The sequence below is a fragment of the Pontitalea aquivivens genome (genome assembly GCF_046507575.1).
In the GTDB taxonomy this organism is placed as follows: domain Bacteria; phylum Pseudomonadota; class Alphaproteobacteria; order Rhodobacterales; family Rhodobacteraceae; genus Pontitalea; species Pontitalea aquivivens.
On record NZ_JBKFEY010000014.1, the window covers coordinates 58,309 to 74,811 of the forward strand.

Consider the following 16,503-nt stretch of genomic DNA (forward strand, 5'->3'; position numbering starts at 1 on the left):
TTGCTGGACTTTCGCCGCGGCCGGGATTGCGGATTTCCGCCCGCTTCTGCCGGCTGGCACGCGGGTCTATATCGCCCATATCGACGGCACCCCGATCGGGGACATGGTCGCCACCGCGCGGCGCCTGCGTGACGAAGGCTTTGCGCCGATGCCCCATCTGCCCGCCCGCCTGATCCGCGACCGGGCGACGCTGGCCGACTGGATTGCGCGCTATCGCGCCGAGGCGGGCGTGTCCGGGGCGCTGGTGCTGGGCGGCGGGCGGTCGCAGGCCGCGGGGGATTTCGACAATGCCATGCAGCTGCTGGACACGGGGCTGTTTGAAGGCTTTACCCGGCTGCATGTGGCCGGCCACCCCGAGGGCAACCGCGACATCGACCCCGATGGCTCGGACCGGATGGTGATGGAGGCGCTGCGCCTGAAACAGGCCTTTGCCGCGCGCAGCGATGCGCGCATGGCGATCGTCACCCAGTTCTGCTTTGACCCCGCCCCGGTGATTGCCTGGGCGGACCGGCTGGCGGCCGATGGCATCGACCTGCCGATCCATATCGGCGTGGCGGGCCCCGCGCGGCTGCAGACGCTGGTGAAATTCGCCGTGGCCTGTGGCGTGGGGCCCAGCATCCGCGTGCTGCAACGGCGCGCGCGCGATGTGACGCGGCTGTTGCTGCCCTTTGAGCCGACCGCGTTTCTGACCGCCCTGGCCGCGCACAAGGCGGCCAGCCCCGCCTTCGGCATCGGCTCGGTGCATCTGTTCCCCCTTGGGGGGATCGCGACCACGGCCGCCTGGCTGGCGGACCACACGAAAGGCTGATCATGACCCGCACCGTTCTGGAATCGAAAACGAAAGCCGTGGTGATCGGCTTTGACGAGCCGTTTTGCGTGATCGGCGAACGCATCAACCCCACGGGCCGCAAGAAGCTGGCCGCCGAGCTGGAGGCAGGCGATTTCAGCACCGTGGAACGCGACGCGCTGGAACAGGTGGCCTGCGGGGCGACGGTGCTGGATATCAATTCGGGCGCGGTGTTTTCCAACAGGATGGCCCAGGACCCGCGCTATGCCGACAACAACTTTGTCGAGCCGCCGCTGATGCGCGACCTGTGCGCGCGGGTGCAGGCGCTGGTCGATGTACCCTTGTGCATCGACAGTTCGGTCCCCGAGGCGCTGAAGGCGGGCCTGGAAACCTGCGCGGGCCGGCCCTTGCTGAATTCCGTCACCGGCGAGGAAGAGCGGCTGGACCTGGTCCTGCCCCTGGTGCGGAAATACAACGTGCCGGTCGTGGCGATTTCCAACGACGACAGCGGCATTTCCGAAGACCCCGACGTGCGCTTTGCCGTGGCGAAAAAGATCGTGCAGCGCGCGGCCGATTACGGCATTCCGGCGCATGACATCGTGGTGGATCCGCTGGTGATGCCGGTGGGCGCGATGGCCAGTGCCGGGCGGCAGGTGTTCACGCTGATCCGGCGGCTGCGGGCGGAACTGGGGGTGAACACGACCTGCGGCGCCTCGAACATCAGCTTTGGGCTGCCGCACCGGCATGGGGTGAATGCGGCCTTCCTGCCGATGGCGATCGGCGCGGGCATGACCAGCGCGATCATGAACCCCGTGCGCGCCCCCGAGATGGAGGCGATCCGCGCCGCCAACCTGCTGATGGATCACGACCCCAACGGCGGCGACTGGATCCGGTTCGCCCGCATCCTTGAGGCGATGAAGCCGGGCGCGGACTTTGCCGAAGCCGCGGCCGCGGCCGCCGCTGCGGGGACGGGGCGCGCAGGACGGCGGCGCGCGCGCGGCTGACACGCTGTCTGGCATGCTGTCTGGCACGCGGTCTGGCGCTGGCTGGGGGCCGGGGCCACAGGCGCGGCTCGACTCGGCCAGTCTGGCGCGCTATGGCTTTGGCGCCGGGACAGGGCCGCGCGGACCTGCCCGGCCGGGTTAGCAATAGGGGCAGGCATGATCTACACCATCGCAGCAGTTCTGGGCGCCATCATCGGCTATCGCCGCGCGGTCAGGCGCGGTGGCAACGGCTTTGACCGGGCGCAATATGCCACCGTTCACGCCATTGCCTTCGGCCTTGCCGGCCTGTTCGTGACGCTGATGATCGACCGCGCCTGGTAGGGGCGGCGGCGATGTTCCTGCCCTTCTTCGGCACCCTGCGCCGTGGCGGCGTTCCGGTAAGCCTGCGCGAATACCTGTCCTTTCTGGAAGGACTGGCGGCGGGGCTGTGCACCTATGATCTGGACGGGTTCTACTATTTCGCCCGCGCCACGATGGTAAAGGACGAACGCCACCTGGACAGGTTCGACCGCGCCTTCGCCGAAACCTTCCGCGGCCTGGAAGCGATCACGCCCGAAGCCGTGCTGGACGCGCTGAACCTGCCCGAAGACTGGCTGCGCAAGCTGGCCGAAAAGCACCTGAGCGATGCGGAAAAGGCCCGGATCGAGGCGCTGGGCGGGTTTGACAAGCTGATGGAAACCCTGCGCCAGCGGCTGCAAGAACAGAAGGGCCGCCATCAGGGCGGCAACAAATGGGTGGGCACCGCCGGCACCTCGCCCTTTGGCGCCTATGGCTATAACCCCGAAGGCGTGCGCATCGGCCAGGCCGAAAGCCGCCACCAACGCGCCGTCAAGGTCTGGGACAAGCGCGAATTCCGCGATTTCGACGATACGGTGGAACTGGGCACGCGCAATATCAAGGTCGCACTGAAGCGGCTGCGCCAATGGGCGCGGCACGGCGCACAAGAGGAACTGGACCTGCCCGCCACGATCCGCGCCAGCGCCGACGCGGGCTTCATCGACGTGAAAACCCGGCCCGAACGGCACAATGCCGTCAAGGTGGTGCTGTTTCTGGATGTGGGCGGGTCGATGGACAGCCACATCCGGCTGGTCGAGGAACTGTTTTCCGCCGCCAAGGCCGAATTCAAGCATCTGGAACATTACTATTTCCACAACTGCCTTTATGAGGCGGTCTGGCGCGACAACCGCCGCCGCCGGGACGAACAGATCCCGACCTGGGAGGTGCTGAACCGCTATGGCCCCGATTACAAATGCATCTTCGTGGGCGATGCGGCCATGTCCCCCTATGAGGTGACCCATGCGGGCGGGGCCAATGAACACTGGAACGCGGAACCGGGCGCGTTGTGGCTGACGCGGGCGCGCGAACAATGGCCCGACAATGTCTGGCTGAACCCGGTGGCCGAACGCGGCTGGGGCCATACGCAATCCACCGCGATCATCCGCCAGCTGTTTGACGGCCGGATGTTTCCGCTGACGCTGCAGGGCATCACCGGCGCGATGAAGGCCCTGGGATGAGGCGTGTCGCACAGCTGTGGCGCCGCCACCGGCTGGCGATCCTGGGCTTTGGTCTGGCGCTGGTGCTGGTGCTGGTCTTTGCGGTGCGGTTGACGGTGGCGGCCTTCTACTGGTCCGATCCCGCGCATCGCCGTGCCACGCCCGAAGGCTGGATGACGATGGGCTATCTGGCGCGCAGCTGGCAGCTGGACCCGGCGGCGCTGGCGGCGCATCTGGGGCTTGACCCGGGCACCGCGCGCGGCGTGACCCTGGCCCAGCTGGCCCGCGCCCGCGCGATTCCCGAAGACCGGCTGCTGGCGGATCTGGCCGCCGCCCTGCCCGACCTGGGCAAGGCGCCATGACCGCGGGCCTGACCACTGGCCTGACCACTGGCCTGGCCGACACCGCGCTTGCGCTTTTGCCGCAATGGGGCCCCTGGCTGGTGGGGCTGACGACCTTCCTGTCCTGCCTGGCGCTGCCGGTTCCCGCCTCGGTCCTGATGATCGCGGCGGGCGCCTTTGTCGGCGCGGGCGATCTGGCGCTGGGCACGGTTGCGGGCGCGGCCTGGGGCGGGGCGATCGCGGGCGATCAGCTGGGCTATCGGCTGGGCCGGCGCGCCGGGCGCTGGCTGCCCGCCCCCACCAGCCGCAAAGGCCGCCTGATGCGCGAGGCAGCCGCGCGGCTGAAGACGCGCGGCACCGCGACCGTGTTCCTGACACGCTGGCTGTTTTCGCCGCTGGGCCCTTGGGTGAACCTTGCCGCGGGCGCCGCGGGCTATGATGCGCCCCGCTTTGGCCTGGCCGCCGCCGCGGGCGAGGCGGTCTGGGTCGGCGTCTATGTGGGGCTGGGGGTTGCCTTCGGCGCCAATCTGCAGGCCGCGACCGCGCTGGCGGGCGATGCGATCGGCGCGCTGAGCGCGACCGCCGTGGCCGCCTATCTGGGCGCGCGCCTGTGGCGTGCCGCGCGCAAGGGTGCACGCGCAAGACCCCGCAACCGCCATTGACCCGGCCCCCGATCCGCCCCACATCTGCGCCATGATCAAATTCCTGCCCCTGCTGCTTCTGATCCTCTACGGCCTTGTGCTGTGGCAATTCTCGGCCTGGCAACTGGGCCGGCAGCTGGATGCCCGGTCGCGCCCGCTGGACGATCCCGGCCTGCGCCCGGTGCTGGCCCGGCTTGCGCTGGCGCTTGGCCTGCCCCGGGTGCCGGTCTTCATCTTCGATGTCGATCCGGTCAACGGCCTGGCCGCACCCGATGGCCGGGTGTTCCTGACCCGCGGCTTCGTGCAGAAATACCGCGCGGGCCAGATCCTGCCCGAGGAACTGGCCGCGGTGGTCGCCCATGAACTGGGGCATGTCGCGCTGGGCCATGCGCGGCGCCGGATGATCGATTTCACCGGCCAGAACGCGCTGCGGGTGCTGCTGATGACGCTGCTGGGCCGGTTCCTGCCCTTCATCGGCATCTGGATCGCCAATCTGCTGACCACGGCGCTGGCCGCACGCCTGTCGCGGCGCGACGAATTCGAGGCCGACGAATATGCCTCGGCGCTGCTGGTCAAGGCAGGCATCGGCACCGGGCCGCAAAAATCGCTGTTCGCCAAGCTGGACGCGCTGACGCGCAACGCGGGCGAAGGCATCCCGGCCTGGCTTCTGACGCATCCGAAATCGGCCGAACGCATCGCCGCGATCGAGGCGAATGAGACGCGCTGGGGCCTGGACCGCGCCTGATGCCACACCCCCTACCCTTTGCCCCGCTTTGCCGCTAGCCTCGCCCCGGTGTGAGGTACGATGACCGCAGACGTGACGCGCAGGGTAAACCGCCGCCGGGTGTTCTACATCCCCGGCTATGACCCGATTCCCCCCCGCCGCTACCGCGAACTCTACCGCCGTGAAGGCGCGGCCCAGGCGGCCCTGTCGGGCTATGACCTGACCCTGACCCCGGGCACCGCACCGGGCTTTGGCTGGCGCGTGCGCTCAACCCAGGACGGTCAGGCCACCGAAACCGAAATCACCGTCCTGCCCTGGTCGGACATCGTGCGCGCCAGCATGGGCCAGTCGATCGCCGCGACCTATGGGCAACTGATCCGCACCTCATGGATCTATGTGACCTCTGGCGCGCTGACGCGGCTGATGCGGCTGCGCAAGGGGCCGGTGATCGCGGCACTCTACCCCGTTGCAATGCTGCTGGCCCAGGCCGCGCTGGCTCTGGCGGCGGGCCTTGCACTGGGCGCGCTGGCCGCAGGGTTTGCCACGCGGCTCTGGCCCGGTGCCGGGTCCATCGCAGGCCTGGCGCTCGGCCTGGCCACGGCCCTGGCCATCGGCCTGGCCCTGCTGCGCTGGTTTCGCGCACGCGATGGCCACCTTTTTGCCTATTACCTGATGCATGACTATGCCTTCACCGCCCGCGATCGCGGCGCCACCCCGCCCGCATTGCACGCGCGCCTCGACCAGTTCGCCACCGACATCGAGACCGCGTTGCACGCCCCCTGGGATGAGGTCCTGATCGTCGGCCATTCCTCGGGCGCGCATCTGGCCATCCCGGTGCTGGCCCGGCTGATCCGCGAAAACCGCCTGCCCCCTTCGGCTTTGTCCAAATATCCCGGGGGCGCGGGGGCAGAGCCCCCGCCGGTGCTGTCCTTCCTGTCGCTGGGGCAGGTGGTGCCCATGGTCAGCTTCCTGCCGCGCGCGCAGGCGCTGCGCGCCGATCTGCGGCTTTTGGCCGCAAGCCCCGCGCTGACCTGGGTCGATGTGACCGCCCCGGGCGATGGCTGCGCCTTTGCGCTGTGCGATCCGGTCGCGGTCACGGGCGTGGCGCCCGCGGACAAACGCTGGCCGCTGGTGATCTCGGCCGCCTTCAGCCAGACCCTGTCACCCGCGCGCTGGAAGGCGCTGCGCTGGCGCTTCTTCCGTCTGCATTTCCAGTATCTCTGCGCCTTCGACAACCTGCCCGCGATACCGGGCGCCTACGATTATTTCCGCATCACCGCCGGCCCGATGACGCTTGCCGACCGCTTTGCCGGGCGCGCCCCCTCGCACAGCCGGATCGAGACCCCCGTCAACCGATACCGCGACCCCGCATGACCACGCCCCTGCCCCCGAAACCACCCGCCCGGCCCGACCGCGTCAGCCTCTGGCGCTATCTGCGGCTGTTTCGCAGCGATATCCTGTCAGCCCAGCCCGCACGGCTCTATCGCGCCTGGATGGCCGAGTTTCGCACACCCTTCTTTCGCTCCTACCTGTGCAACGATCCCGATCTGGTCGATCTGGTCCTGAAACGCCGCCCCCACGATTTCCCGAAATCGAACCGCTTGCGCGAAGGGCTGGCACCGCTGCTGGGCCAGTCCATCTTTGTCACCAATGGCGCCACCTGGGCGCGGCAAAGACGCATCATCGACCCCGCTTTCGAAGGCGGCCGGCTGCGCGACACACTGCCGCTGATCTGGGCCGCGGGCCAGGACAGCCTTGCCCGCCTGAACGCGAAGACAGGTCCACAACCCATTGAAATCGAAACTGAAACATCCCATGTCGCGGCGGATGTGATCTTTCGAACGCTGTTCTCGATCCCGATCACCGATGTCACCGCAAACGCGGTCTTTCACGAATTCCGCGCCCATCAGCGCGCCCAGCCGATGCTCAACCTGGCCGCCTTCCTGCCGCTGCCGCGCTGGATGCCACGGCTGCACAGCCGCGCCACGCGCCAAAGCGCGGCGCGCATCCGCGCCCTGCTGACGCGCCTGACCGCGGCACGCGCCGCAAGCATCGCCCGGGGAACCGCCCCCGACGACCTGGCCACCAAGATCATGACCACGCCGGACCCGGAAACCGGCCTGCTGTTTCAGACCGACGAAATGGTGGATCAGGTGGCGATCTTCTTTCTTGCCGGGCACGAAACCTCGGCCTCGGCCCTGGCCTGGGCGCTGTGCATGCTGGCCCTTTATCCCGAGTGGCAGGATCGCATCGCCGCCGAGGCCGCAAGCCTGCCCGACACCGCCCCCCCCAGCCTGGCCGATCTGAACCGCCTGCCAATCGCCCGCGCGGTCTTTCGCGAAACGCTGCGGCTTTATCCGCCGGTGCCGATGTATCTGCGCGAAACGACCCGGCCCGAGACATTCCGCAGCCGCGCGATTGCCCCCGGCGCCCAGATCGTGATCAGCCCCTGGCATCTGCACCGCCACGAACGGCTGTGGCCGGCCCCCGACGCCTTTGACCCGTCGCGCTGGGATGGCGCGGCCACCTGCCCGCGCGGCGCCTTCATCCCCTTTTCGGCTGGCCCCCGGATCTGCCCCGGCGCCGGCTTTGCGATGGTCGAAGGCCCGCTGCTGCTGGCGATGATCGCCCGCGCCTTCCGCCTGCAGGCGCTGCCCGACCGCCCCGCCGTCCCGGCCGCGCATCTGACGGTACGGGCCAAGGCCGGGATCTGGCTGCGGCTTGAACCGCGACAAGGGGGCTCTGCCCCCTCGGCCTGACGGCCTCACCCCCGAGGTATTTTCGGCAAGATGAAACAACGCGCCTTCATCTTGCCGAAAATACCTCGGGGGAGTCCGCAGGACGGGGGCAGAGCCCCCCGCGCGGTCAGAGCCCGTAGATCGCGCGGAACTTGTCTTCGAGATAGTCCAGCAAAGGGGCCTCGGTGGGGGCAAAGCCGCAGGCCCGGGTGATGGTTTCGGCTGGCGGGCGCAGGCCACCGTGGCGTTGCAGCGCCTCGCGCAGCCAGCCGGTCGCGGGGCCCGCATCGCCCTGGGACAGGCGCGCATCGACATCCGGCACCGCCGCGCGCATCGCCTTGTTCAGGCAACCGGCATAGACATTGCCCAGCGTATAGGTCGGGAAATAGCCAAAGAGCCCCACCGACCAGTGCACATCCTGCAAGAACCCCTGCGAGGGGCGCGTGACCGCGACGCCGAAATCGGTCTGGAACCGGCTGTTCCAGGCCTCTTGCAGATCGGCCACGTCGAGGCGCGCGTTGATCAGGTCGCGTTCCAGATCGAAGCGCATCATGATGTGCAGGTTGTAATGCAGCTCATCGGCCTCGGTGCGGATGAAACCCGGGGCGACGCGGTTGACGATCGCGTGGAACTGCGCCGCATCGGCCACGCCGAAATCGCCGAAGGCCTCGGTCATGCGCTGGAACAGCCAGCCGGTGAAGGGGGTCGACCGGCCCAGCTGGTTTTCATAGATCCGGCTTTGGCTTTCATGCACGCCCATCGACACCCCGCGCCCCAGCGGCGTCAGGTGGTAATCGGGGTCGATGCCCAGTTCATAGCAGGCGTGGCCCACCTCATGGATCGTGGAATAGAGGCAGTTGAACGGATCGGTTTCGCTGATCCGGGTGGTGATGCGCACATCCTGCCCCGCGCCCGAGGAAAACGGATGGACCGCGATATCCATCCGCCCGCGCGTCCAGTCATAGCCGAAGGCGGTGGCGCAGATCCGCGCCAGCCGCAGCTGGGCGTTTTCGGGAAAGACGTGGTCCAGCGCGGGGGGCTGGCGATCCGCGCCCAGCACGGCCGCGCGCAGCGCCACCAGACGCGGGCGCATCCGGTCGAACATCGCCGCGATGCCCTGCCCGGTGGCGCCGGGTTCGTAATCGTCCAGCAGCGCGTCATAGGGATCGCCCCCGTCCGACAGCGCCGCCGCCTCTTCGCGCTTGAGCCGCACCACATCAGCCAGGGTGGGCAGGAAATCGGCCGGTTTCTCGGCGGCGCGCGCCTCGGCCCAGATGCCCTGGGCCAGCGAGGTCAGCCGCGCCAGTTCTGCGGCCAGCCGCGCGGGGATGCGGGCGTTGCGGTTGCAGGACCGCCCGATCAGGTCGAGCGCGCGGGCACCGGCGGCATCGGGGGCCTCGGCCCGGGCCAGCCAGTCACCGATGCGCGGATCGGTGCGCCGCGCGTGCAGCACCATTTCCAGCGCGGCCGCTTCCTCGGCCCGCTGGGCCGCCGCGCCGCGCGGCATCATGGTTTCCTGATCCCAGCCCAGACGCTCGGCGATCATCGACAGCGCCTCGGTTTCGCGCTGGAAGGCCATCAGATCGGCATAGGCGGTCATCATCTTTTCCCCCGGATGGATTGCACGATCGGATAGCGTGCCAGATGGCGCGCCCGCAGGATCAGCACGAACAGGATCACCGCGCCCAGCTGATGGGCAAGGCCCAGTTCCAGGGGGGCGGCGTGGATCACCGTGACGATGCCCAGCACCACCTGGCCCAGCAGCATCGCGCCCATCCAGCCGAACGCCACCCGCGTCGCGGCATGGGCCGAGCGGCGGCCACGCGCCCAGGCGATGGCGCCGAAGATCAGCAGAAGATAGCCCGCCATGCGGTGGATGAACTGCACCAGCGCGGGGTTTTCAAAGAAATTGCGCCAGCCCAGTTCCGCGTCCCAGATCGCATCGGGGATCCATTCGCCACCCATCGTGGGCCAGCCGATATAGTCGCGCCCCGCATCGATCCCCGCGACCAGCGCGCCCAGCAGGATCTGCAGGAAGGCGAAATGCATCAGCCCGGTCGACAGGCGGAACAGGCGCGGTTCCGCCAGGCGGCGCGCCTGCAGCAGATCGGATTCGGGGCGTGACAGTTGGAAGACATACCAGGCGATCAGCCCCAGGATCACGAAGGCAAGCCCCAGGTGCGCGGCCAGCCGGTACGAGGCGACCGAAGTCATCTGCCCGTCCAGCCCCGAGGAGACCATCCACCAGCCGATCGCCCCCTGCAGCCCGCCAAGCGCGCCGAGCCCCAGAAGCCGGCCGCGCCAGCCCGCCGGTATCCGCCCGCTGGCCCAGAAGCCCACGAAGCCCGCCGCCCAGACCAGACCGATCAGCCGGCCCAGTTGCCGGTGGCCCCATTCCCACCAGTAGATGAACCTGAAGTCATCCAGCGTCATGCCCTTGTTGACCAGTTCATACTGCGGAATCTGGCGGTACTTGTCGAATTCCACCTGCCAGTCGGCCTGCGACAGCGGTGGCAGCGCGCCGGTGACGGGGCGCCATTCGGTGATCGACAGGCCGGAATCGGTCAGCCGCGTGGCCCCGCCCACCGCGATCATCACCACGACCAGCGCGAAAAGCACCATGAGCCAGCCCCGGATCCCCCGGCGCGCGCCCCGGGGGCGGGCATCGATCATGCCTCCTTGCGGCGCGGTGCGGGTACTGGTTTCGACATTTTCGAAAATACTGCGTTTCTGGCTCATGGCGGACTCCTTGCTGGGCGGGAGACTAGGGCGCGGCGGGCGGGGCGGCAAGGGGAACGGCATGCGGCAGGCGCCGGGGCGGACGAAGGGGCGGACGAAGGGAGGATGCCTGGGGGATGATGGACGCCGGGTGCAGGGGGGCGCTGCCCCCCTCTTGGCGCGGATGCGCCAATTCACCCCCCGAGGTATTTCGGGCAAGATGAAAGCGCGCCGGGATCTGGTGGCGGCACTCAGGGGCGGTTGCGGGTGATCTGGCGCAGCATGCCGTGCAGGGTTTGCACATCGGCGCGGGTGAAGGGCATGCGCGACCACATGTTGCGCAGGTTCAGCTTCATGTTCGGGGCCTTTTCGGGGGGAAAGAAGAAACCCGCCGCGTCAAGCCGCTGTTCGAAATGATCGCCCAGCTTTTCCACCTCGAGGCGGCTGGCGATGTCGGCCCCGGCAAGGCCCGGGTCGATGGCCGGCTGCGCGGTCTGCGGGCGGATCCATTCATAGCCCGTCAGCAGCACCGCCTGCGCCAGGTTGAGCGAGGGGAATTCCGGGTTGACGGGCACCGTGATGATCGCATTGGCGCGGCTGACATCGTCGTTTTCAAGGCCGGTGCGTTCGGGGCCGAACAAGACCCCCACCCGCGCGCCCTGCGCGATCAGCCTGTGGGCCTGGACCATCGCGCTTTCGGGCGTGTGGATCGGCTTGGTCAGTTCGCGGCTGCGCGCGGTGGTGGCGAAGACGAAATCGCAATCGCCGATCGCGGCGGGCACGTCGGCAAAGACGCCGGCCCGGTCCAGCACCCGCCCCGCCGCGCCCGAGGCCATGGCCACCGCGCGCGGGTTCGGCCAGCCGTCGCGGGGCGCGACAAGCCGCATCCGGTCCAGCCCGAAGTTCAGCATGGCGCGGGCGGCCGCGCCGATGTTTTCGCCCATCTGGGGCCGGACAAGGATGAAGACGGGTTGATCATGGGGCATGGCGGTTCCTTTCGGTGCGCCGCCATAAGCCCGCGCGGGGCCACTGGCAAGGGCGGGCGGCTTGCGCTAGGAAGGCACGAGACCCTGGAAAGGAGCCCCGAATGGCCGCCGAAGACCGCCCGCAGCTCTATCTGATCACGCCGCCCGCCTTTGAGGCAGATGTATTCGCCGACCGTCTGGCCCGGGTGCTGGACAGCGCCGAGGTGGCCTGTATCCGTCTGGCGCTGGCGACCCGGGATGAGGATCTGATCGGACGGGCCGCCGATGCCTGCCGCATGGTCGCCCATGAACGCGATGTGGCGCTGGTGATCGAGAACCATCTGAAGCTGGTGGAACGCCACGGGCTGGATGGGGTGCATCTGTCGGACGGGGCGCGCAACCTGCGCGCGGCGCGCAAGGAACTGGGGGCGGATGCGATCGTCGGCGCCTATTGCGGCCAGTCGCGCCATGACGGGATGAACGCGGGCGAGGCGGGGGCGGATTACGTCTGCTTTGGTCCGGTGGGCGAAACCGCGCTGGGCACCGGCGCGCGGGCGGACCGCGACCTGTTCGCCTGGTGGTCCGAGATGATCGAGGTGCCGGTGGTGGCCGAAGGCGCGCTGACGCCGGCGCTGGTGACGGAATTTGCCCCGGTCACCGATTTCTTCGCCATCGGCGAGGAAATCTGGTCCGCCGAAGACCCGGTGGCGGCCTTGCGCGCGCTGACCGCCGCGATGGGGTGAAGGTGTCCGGCGCCGCGACAGGCGGCGCCGGGGCAAAGGCGTCAGGCGTTTTCCAGCGCGTTGACGATCGCGCCGAAATCCGCCGCCGTCAGGCTGGCACCACCCACCAGCGCGCCATCGACATTCGATGTGGCAAAGATCCCCGCGGCATTCGCGGGCTTGACCGAACCGCCATAAAGGATGCGGATCTGCGCCGCCTCGGCGCCGAAGCGACCCAGCAGTTCCGACCGGATGAAGTCATGCACCTCGGCGATCTGGGCCAGCGTCGGCGTGCGGCCCGAACCGATCGCCCAGACCGGTTCATAGGCGATCACGGTGTTGGCGCCGGTGGCCCCGTCGGGGGTCGATCCGAACAGCTGGCGGCCGATCACCTCAAGCGTGGCGCCGCTGTCGCGTTCGGTCCCGGTTTCGCCCGCGCAGATCACCGCGACCAGCCCCGCGCGGTGCGCCGCCTGCGCCTTGGCGCGCACCACCGCATCCCCTTCGCCATGATCGGCCCGGCGTTCGGAATGGCCCAGGATCACATGGCTGGCCCCCGCATCCACCAGCATCAGGGCCGAGATGTCGCCGGTATGCGCGCCCGCATCCGCCATATGGCAATCCTGCCCGCCGATGCGGATGGGGGCGGCCCCGACCGCCGCGCAGGCGCGCGAAATCAGCGTGGCGGGGGGGCAGATCAGCACCTCGCAGCCCGGTTCGGGATGGGCCCGCAGCAGCGCCGCGATTTCGGCCAGGCTGTCGCCCGTGCCGTTCATCTTCCAGTTGCCCGCCGCCAGCTTTCTGCGCATCGTCTGTCCCTTTGTCTTGCCTGCCCCGAGTCTGACCGCAGCGGCGCGCCGGTGCAAGGGGCCGGTGCAAGGGGCCGGTGCAAGGGGCCGGCCGGCGTGCCCGGCCTGGCCTTTTGTCTGCCTGGCCTGTCTGGCAAGCCGTTGCGGGAAGGCGGGGCCGCCCGGGGGGCGTCAGCCCCCGGCCATATCGCCGAATGTCACCGATTCGCCGCAGCCGCAGGATTCGGTGACATTGGGGTTGCGGAACCGGAAGCCCGATTCCAGCAGGCCCGTTTCATAGTCGATTTCCGTACCCAGCAGAAACATCTGCGCCATCGGCGCGATCAGCACGCGGGCCGGGCCATCCTCGACCACGATGTCCATGGGGCCCGCCTCGGCGGCCACTTCCATCGTATATTCCATGCCCGCGCAGCCGCCCTTCTTGACACCGATGCGGAAGCCGGCGGCATTTTCGCGTTCCATCAGCCGCGCGATCCGGTCGATGGCGGCGGGGGTCAGGGTAACAGGGGGTTTTCCGGGAATGGCAAACATCATCGGCTCCGGCAATGAAGGGGGGCTTACATGAAGCCCAGTTCCAGACGCGCCTCATCGGACATCATGTCCATGCCCCATTGCGGCTCGAACGTCATCTGGACATTGACCTGTTTCACCCCGTCCAGCGGTTCGACCGCATCGGCGACCCAGCCGGGCATTTCACCCGCCACCGGGCAGCCCGGCGCGGTCAGGGTCATGACGATGTCCACCTCATTCTGGTCATTGATGTCGATCGTGTAGATCAGGCCAAGGTCATAGATATTGACCGGAATTTCCGGGTCGAACACGGTCCGGCAGGCCTCGACCACGCTGTCATACAGCGGATGTTCGGTGCTTGAGGGGCGGATCAGCGGCGTGCCTTCAACGGGCGCGGCGGTATCTGGGGTCATGGCTATGTCTCGCGCGATTGTCGAGAAAACATATAGGGAATTCCGCGCCAAGGTCCAGAGGGACGCGAAAATGCCGCGCCGATCGGGGTGCCGCGGGCGGGTTTTGCTTGGCAAGGGCCGCGAAATCTCTATTCAAGGCGGCTGATCGCGACAGGAGGCCCCGATGGTGCAACGGTTCGGTTTCGAGGTGAAGGCGCGCGACGGGCGGGCGCGCACGGGCGTGATTTCCACCCCGCGGGGCGAGGTGCGCACACCTGCCTTCATGCCGGTGGGCACCGCCGCCACCGTCAAGGCGATGCTGCCGGATTCGGTGCGCGCGACCGGGGCCGACATCCTTCTGGGCAACACCTATCACCTGATGCTGCGCCCCACCGCCGAACGCATCGCGCGGCTGGGGGGGCTGCACCGTTTCATGAACTGGGACCGGCCGATCCTGACCGACAGCGGCGGGTTCCAGGTCATGAGCCTGTCAGGCCTGCGCAAGCTGACCGAGGAAGGCGTGCGGTTTTCATCCCATATCGACGGGTCCAGGCACATGCTGACCCCCGAACGCAGCATGGAGATTCAGCGCCTGCTGGGCAGCGATATCGTGATGGCCTTCGACGAATGCCCCGCCCTGCCCGCCACGGACGACCAGGTGGCGAAATCCATGCGCCTGTCGATGCGCTGGGCGCAGCGGTCGCGCGATGCTTTCGGCGACCGCCCCGGATACGCGCTCTTCGGCATCATGCAGGGCGGCGTCACCCGCGACCTGCGCGAGGAATCGGCCACCGCCCTGAAACAGATCGGCTTTGACGGCTATGCCATCGGCGGGCTGGCCGTGGGCGAGGGGCAACAGGCGATGTTCGGCGTGCTGGACTATGCCCCCGGCTTCCTGCCCGAAGACAAGCCGCGCTATCTGATGGGCGTAGGCAAGCCCGATGATATCGTCGGTGCCGTGGAGCGCGGGGTGGACATGATGGATTGCGTGCTGCCTTCGCGCTCGGGGCGCACGGGGCAGGCCTGGACGCGCCACGGCGTCGTCAACATCAAGAACGCCCGCCATCAGGATGACCCCCGCCCGCTGGATGCCGATTGCACCTGCCCGGCCTGCCGCAGCTATTCACGCGCCTATCTGCACCATGTCTATCGCAGCCAGGAAATCATCGCATCCATGCTGATGACCTGGCACAACCTGCACTACTATCAGGAACTGATGGCGGGCCTGCGCGGCGCCATCGCGCAAGGCAGGCTGGCCGATTTCGTGCGCGATTTCCACGCCACCCGCGCGGCGGGCGACATCGAACCGCTCTAGACCGCAGAAAGGGGCCCGCGATGCAGACGCTCTGGCAATCCCCGACGGACCCGGTCTTCGTGCAGGACCCCTACCCGTTCTACGAACGCCTGCGCGCCGCGGGGCCGTTCGTGCACTGGGCCGATTATGACCTGCCGGTGACCGCCAGCGCCGCAGTGGTGGGCGCGGCGCTGCGCGACCGCCGGCTGGGACGCGAGGCCCCGGCAGAGCTGGCGCCCCCGATCCCCGAACACCTCGCCCCCTTTTACGCGGTCGAGGCGCATTCGATGCTGGAACTCGACCCGCCACGCCACACACGGCTGCGCGGGCTGGTGCTGCGCGCTTTCACCTCGCGCCGGATCACGGGGCTGGCACCCGAAATCACCACGCTCTGCCATCGGCTGATCGACGCCCTGCCCGCAGGCGGCTGCGATCTGATCAAGGGCTTCGCCCAGCCGCTGCCGGTCATCGTGATCGCCCGCCTGCTGGGCGTGCCCGAAGATCGCGCGGACGACCTGCTGCGCTGGTCCAATGCGATGGTGGCCATGTATCAGGCCCGCCGCAGCCGCGCGACCGAAGAGGCCGCCGTCGCCGCCACGCAGGACTTCGTGGCCTTCCTGACCGAATATATCGCCCACAAGCGCCGCCACCCCGCCGATGACCTGATCAGCCAGCTGATCGCCGCCGAGGACAACGGCACCACCCTGTCCACCGGGGAAATGATCGCCACCTGCATCCTGCTGCTGAACGCGGGCCACGAAGCCACCGTGCACACGATCGGCAATGGCGTGAAAACCCTGCTGAAACAGCGCATCCCCGCAGCCAGCCTGTCCCCCGAACGGACCTTGGGCACCGTGGAAGAGATCCTGCGCCACGATCCGGCCCTGCATCTGTTCACGCGCTGGGTCCATGCCGATCTGGACCTGTCGGGCCAGAAATTCCGCCGCGGCGATCGCATCGGCCTGCTGCTGGCCGCCGCCAACCGCGACCCCGCCCTGTGGGACGCGCCCGCCCGCTTTCAGCCCGACCGCCCGGCGCGGACCCATTTCAGCTTTGGCGCAGGCACGCATTTCTGCATCGGTGCCCCGCTGGCCCGGCTGGAACTGCAGACCGCCCTGCCGATCCTGTTCCGGCGCCTGCCCGGCCTGCGCCTGGCCGCACCACCGCGCTATGCCGATCTGTACCATTTCCATGGGCTCGACCGGCTGGAGGTCGCCTGGTGATCCCCCTTCGGCTTTGACCAAATATCCCGGGGGTCTGGGGGCAGCGCCCCCAGCCCTGGGCCTGCGGACAGGGGGGGGGGGGGGGGGGGGGGGGGCCCCCCCCCCGCCCCCCCCCCCCCCGGGGGGGGGGGGGGGGCCCCCC

Annotated in this window: 17 protein-coding genes and 1 pseudogene; 12 read left to right on the forward strand and 6 right to left on the reverse strand. The window is 68.7% G+C overall.

The annotated features are described in order from the left end of the window. Positions 1-16 precede the first annotated feature (16 nt). The 9 genes and pseudogenes from ACK8OU_RS14020 to ACK8OU_RS14060 form a co-directional block, all read left to right on the forward strand. Positions 17-808: pseudogene (locus tag ACK8OU_RS14020) on the forward strand (methylenetetrahydrofolate reductase); the annotation flags it as partial. Between the two features lie 2 nt (positions 809-810). After that, positions 811-1,791: a methyltetrahydrofolate cobalamin methyltransferase gene (locus ACK8OU_RS14025; RefSeq protein WP_410304041.1), complete on the forward strand. Its 981-nt coding sequence runs from the start codon at positions 811-813 to the stop codon at positions 1,789-1,791. Positions 1,792-1,947: 156 nt separating this feature from the next. Continuing rightward, positions 1,948-2,112, forward strand: a complete 165-nt coding sequence (locus tag ACK8OU_RS14030; RefSeq protein ID WP_410304042.1) for a hypothetical protein — start codon at positions 1,948-1,950, stop codon at positions 2,110-2,112. 11 nt (positions 2,113-2,123) lie between these two features. Then, positions 2,124-3,305 carry a vWA domain-containing protein gene (locus ACK8OU_RS14035; protein WP_410304043.1) on the forward strand — a complete coding sequence of 394 codons (1,182 nt, stop codon included), beginning with the start codon at positions 2,124-2,126 and terminating at the stop codon, positions 3,303-3,305. Continuing rightward, a complete protein-coding gene (locus ACK8OU_RS14040) occupies positions 3,302-3,646 on the forward strand; it encodes a hypothetical protein (protein WP_410304044.1) in 345 nt (114 codons plus the stop codon). The genes ACK8OU_RS14035 and ACK8OU_RS14040 overlap by 4 nt, the downstream gene beginning before the upstream one ends. After that, positions 3,643-4,287: a DedA family protein gene (locus ACK8OU_RS14045; protein WP_410304045.1), complete on the forward strand. Its 645-nt coding sequence runs from the start codon at positions 3,643-3,645 to the stop codon at positions 4,285-4,287. The genes ACK8OU_RS14040 and ACK8OU_RS14045 overlap by 4 nt, the downstream gene beginning before the upstream one ends. A 31-nt stretch (positions 4,288-4,318) precedes the next feature. After that, a complete protein-coding gene (locus tag ACK8OU_RS14050) occupies positions 4,319-5,011 on the forward strand; it encodes a M48 family metallopeptidase (RefSeq protein ID WP_410304046.1) in 693 nt (230 codons plus the stop codon). 60 nt (positions 5,012-5,071) lie between these two features. Beyond that, complete coding sequence (locus ACK8OU_RS14055; protein WP_410304047.1) at positions 5,072-6,364, forward strand: hypothetical protein; 1,293 nt, start codon at positions 5,072-5,074, stop codon at positions 6,362-6,364. After that, positions 6,361-7,749, forward strand: a complete 1,389-nt coding sequence (locus ACK8OU_RS14060; protein WP_410304048.1) for a cytochrome P450 — start codon at positions 6,361-6,363, stop codon at positions 7,747-7,749. The genes ACK8OU_RS14055 and ACK8OU_RS14060 overlap by 4 nt, the downstream gene beginning before the upstream one ends. 106 nt (positions 7,750-7,855) lie before the next feature. Here ACK8OU_RS14060 and ACK8OU_RS14065 read toward each other — a convergent pair whose 3' ends face one another. From ACK8OU_RS14065 to ACK8OU_RS14075, 3 genes are all read right to left on the reverse strand, one after another. Beyond that, the gene (locus tag ACK8OU_RS14065; RefSeq protein ID WP_410304061.1) at positions 7,856-9,328 is read right to left on the reverse strand and encodes a carboxypeptidase M32; all 1,473 of its coding nucleotides are present in this window, start codon (positions 9,326-9,328) and stop codon (positions 7,856-7,858) included. Then, positions 9,328-10,467, reverse strand: coding sequence for a heme A synthase (gene ctaA / locus ACK8OU_RS14070; RefSeq protein ID WP_410304049.1), 1,140 nt, complete (start codon positions 10,465-10,467; stop codon positions 9,328-9,330). Before ctaA ends, ACK8OU_RS14065 begins: the two co-directional genes overlap by 1 nt. 230 nt (positions 10,468-10,697) lie before the next feature. Further along, positions 10,698-11,432 (reverse strand): RNA methyltransferase, encoded by a 735-nt coding sequence (locus tag ACK8OU_RS14075; RefSeq protein WP_410304050.1) that lies wholly within the window; start codon positions 11,430-11,432, stop codon positions 10,698-10,700. A gap of 101 nt (positions 11,433-11,533) precedes the next feature. Between ACK8OU_RS14075 and ACK8OU_RS14080 the strand changes: the two genes are divergently transcribed. Continuing rightward, a complete protein-coding gene (locus tag ACK8OU_RS14080) occupies positions 11,534-12,154 on the forward strand; it encodes a thiamine phosphate synthase (protein ID WP_410304051.1) in 621 nt (206 codons plus the stop codon). A gap of 41 nt (positions 12,155-12,195) precedes the next feature. Here ACK8OU_RS14080 and tpiA read toward each other — a convergent pair whose 3' ends face one another. The 3 genes from tpiA to ACK8OU_RS14095 all read right to left on the reverse strand — a co-directional run bounded on the left by tpiA (position 12,196) and on the right by ACK8OU_RS14095 (position 13,865). Continuing rightward, positions 12,196-12,942, reverse strand: a complete 747-nt coding sequence (gene tpiA, locus ACK8OU_RS14085; protein WP_410304052.1) for a triose-phosphate isomerase — start codon at positions 12,940-12,942, stop codon at positions 12,196-12,198. A 171-nt stretch (positions 12,943-13,113) separates the two neighbouring features. Next, positions 13,114-13,473, reverse strand: a complete 360-nt coding sequence (locus ACK8OU_RS14090; protein ID WP_410304053.1) for a HesB/IscA family protein — start codon at positions 13,471-13,473, stop codon at positions 13,114-13,116. A gap of 26 nt (positions 13,474-13,499) precedes the next feature. Next, positions 13,500-13,865, reverse strand: coding sequence for an SUF system Fe-S cluster assembly protein (locus ACK8OU_RS14095; RefSeq protein ID WP_410304054.1), 366 nt, complete (start codon positions 13,863-13,865; stop codon positions 13,500-13,502). A 163-nt stretch (positions 13,866-14,028) separates the two neighbouring features. Between ACK8OU_RS14095 and tgt the strand changes: the two genes are divergently transcribed. Then, complete coding sequence (tgt, locus tag ACK8OU_RS14100; RefSeq protein ID WP_410304055.1) at positions 14,029-15,159, forward strand: tRNA guanosine(34) transglycosylase Tgt; 1,131 nt, start codon at positions 14,029-14,031, stop codon at positions 15,157-15,159. Positions 15,160-15,179: 20 nt separating this feature from the next. After that, positions 15,180-16,361 carry a cytochrome P450 gene (locus tag ACK8OU_RS14105; protein ID WP_410304056.1) on the forward strand — a complete coding sequence of 394 codons (1,182 nt, stop codon included), beginning with the start codon at positions 15,180-15,182 and terminating at the stop codon, positions 16,359-16,361. Positions 16,362-16,503: the final 142 nt, after the last annotated feature.

Bases quoted from the DNA above. Each gene is read 5' to 3' on its own strand.
- ACK8OU_RS14040 (WP_410304044.1), top strand. From the start codon at position 3,302: ATGAGGCGTGTCGCACAGCTGTGGCGCCGCCACCGGCTGGCGATCCTG.
- ACK8OU_RS14095 (WP_410304054.1), bottom strand. From the start codon at position 13,865: ATGACCCCAGATACCGCCGCGCCCGTTGAAGGCACGCCGCTGATCCGC.
- ACK8OU_RS14090 (WP_410304053.1), bottom strand. From the start codon at position 13,473: ATGTTTGCCATTCCCGGAAAACCCCCTGTTACCCTGACCCCCGCCGCC.
- ACK8OU_RS14080 (WP_410304051.1), top strand. From the start codon at position 11,534: ATGGCCGCCGAAGACCGCCCGCAGCTCTATCTGATCACGCCGCCCGCC.
- ACK8OU_RS14075 (WP_410304050.1), bottom strand. From the start codon at position 11,432: ATGCCCCATGATCAACCCGTCTTCATCCTTGTCCGGCCCCAGATGGGC.
- ACK8OU_RS14055 (WP_410304047.1), top strand. From the start codon at position 5,072: ATGACCGCAGACGTGACGCGCAGGGTAAACCGCCGCCGGGTGTTCTAC.
- ACK8OU_RS14025 (WP_410304041.1), top strand. From the start codon at position 811: ATGACCCGCACCGTTCTGGAATCGAAAACGAAAGCCGTGGTGATCGGC.
- tgt (WP_410304055.1), top strand. From the start codon at position 14,029: ATGGTGCAACGGTTCGGTTTCGAGGTGAAGGCGCGCGACGGGCGGGCG.
- ACK8OU_RS14050 (WP_410304046.1), top strand. From the start codon at position 4,319: ATGATCAAATTCCTGCCCCTGCTGCTTCTGATCCTCTACGGCCTTGTG.
- ACK8OU_RS14045 (WP_410304045.1), top strand. From the start codon at position 3,643: ATGACCGCGGGCCTGACCACTGGCCTGACCACTGGCCTGGCCGACACC.
- ACK8OU_RS14060 (WP_410304048.1), top strand. From the start codon at position 6,361: ATGACCACGCCCCTGCCCCCGAAACCACCCGCCCGGCCCGACCGCGTC.
- ACK8OU_RS14030 (WP_410304042.1), top strand. From the start codon at position 1,948: ATGATCTACACCATCGCAGCAGTTCTGGGCGCCATCATCGGCTATCGC.
- tpiA (WP_410304052.1), bottom strand. From the start codon at position 12,942: ATGCGCAGAAAGCTGGCGGCGGGCAACTGGAAGATGAACGGCACGGGC.
- ctaA (WP_410304049.1), bottom strand. From the start codon at position 10,467: ATGAGCCAGAAACGCAGTATTTTCGAAAATGTCGAAACCAGTACCCGC.
- ACK8OU_RS14065 (WP_410304061.1), bottom strand. From the start codon at position 9,328: ATGACCGCCTATGCCGATCTGATGGCCTTCCAGCGCGAAACCGAGGCG.
- ACK8OU_RS14105 (WP_410304056.1), top strand. From the start codon at position 15,180: ATGCAGACGCTCTGGCAATCCCCGACGGACCCGGTCTTCGTGCAGGAC.
- ACK8OU_RS14035 (WP_410304043.1), top strand. From the start codon at position 2,124: ATGTTCCTGCCCTTCTTCGGCACCCTGCGCCGTGGCGGCGTTCCGGTA.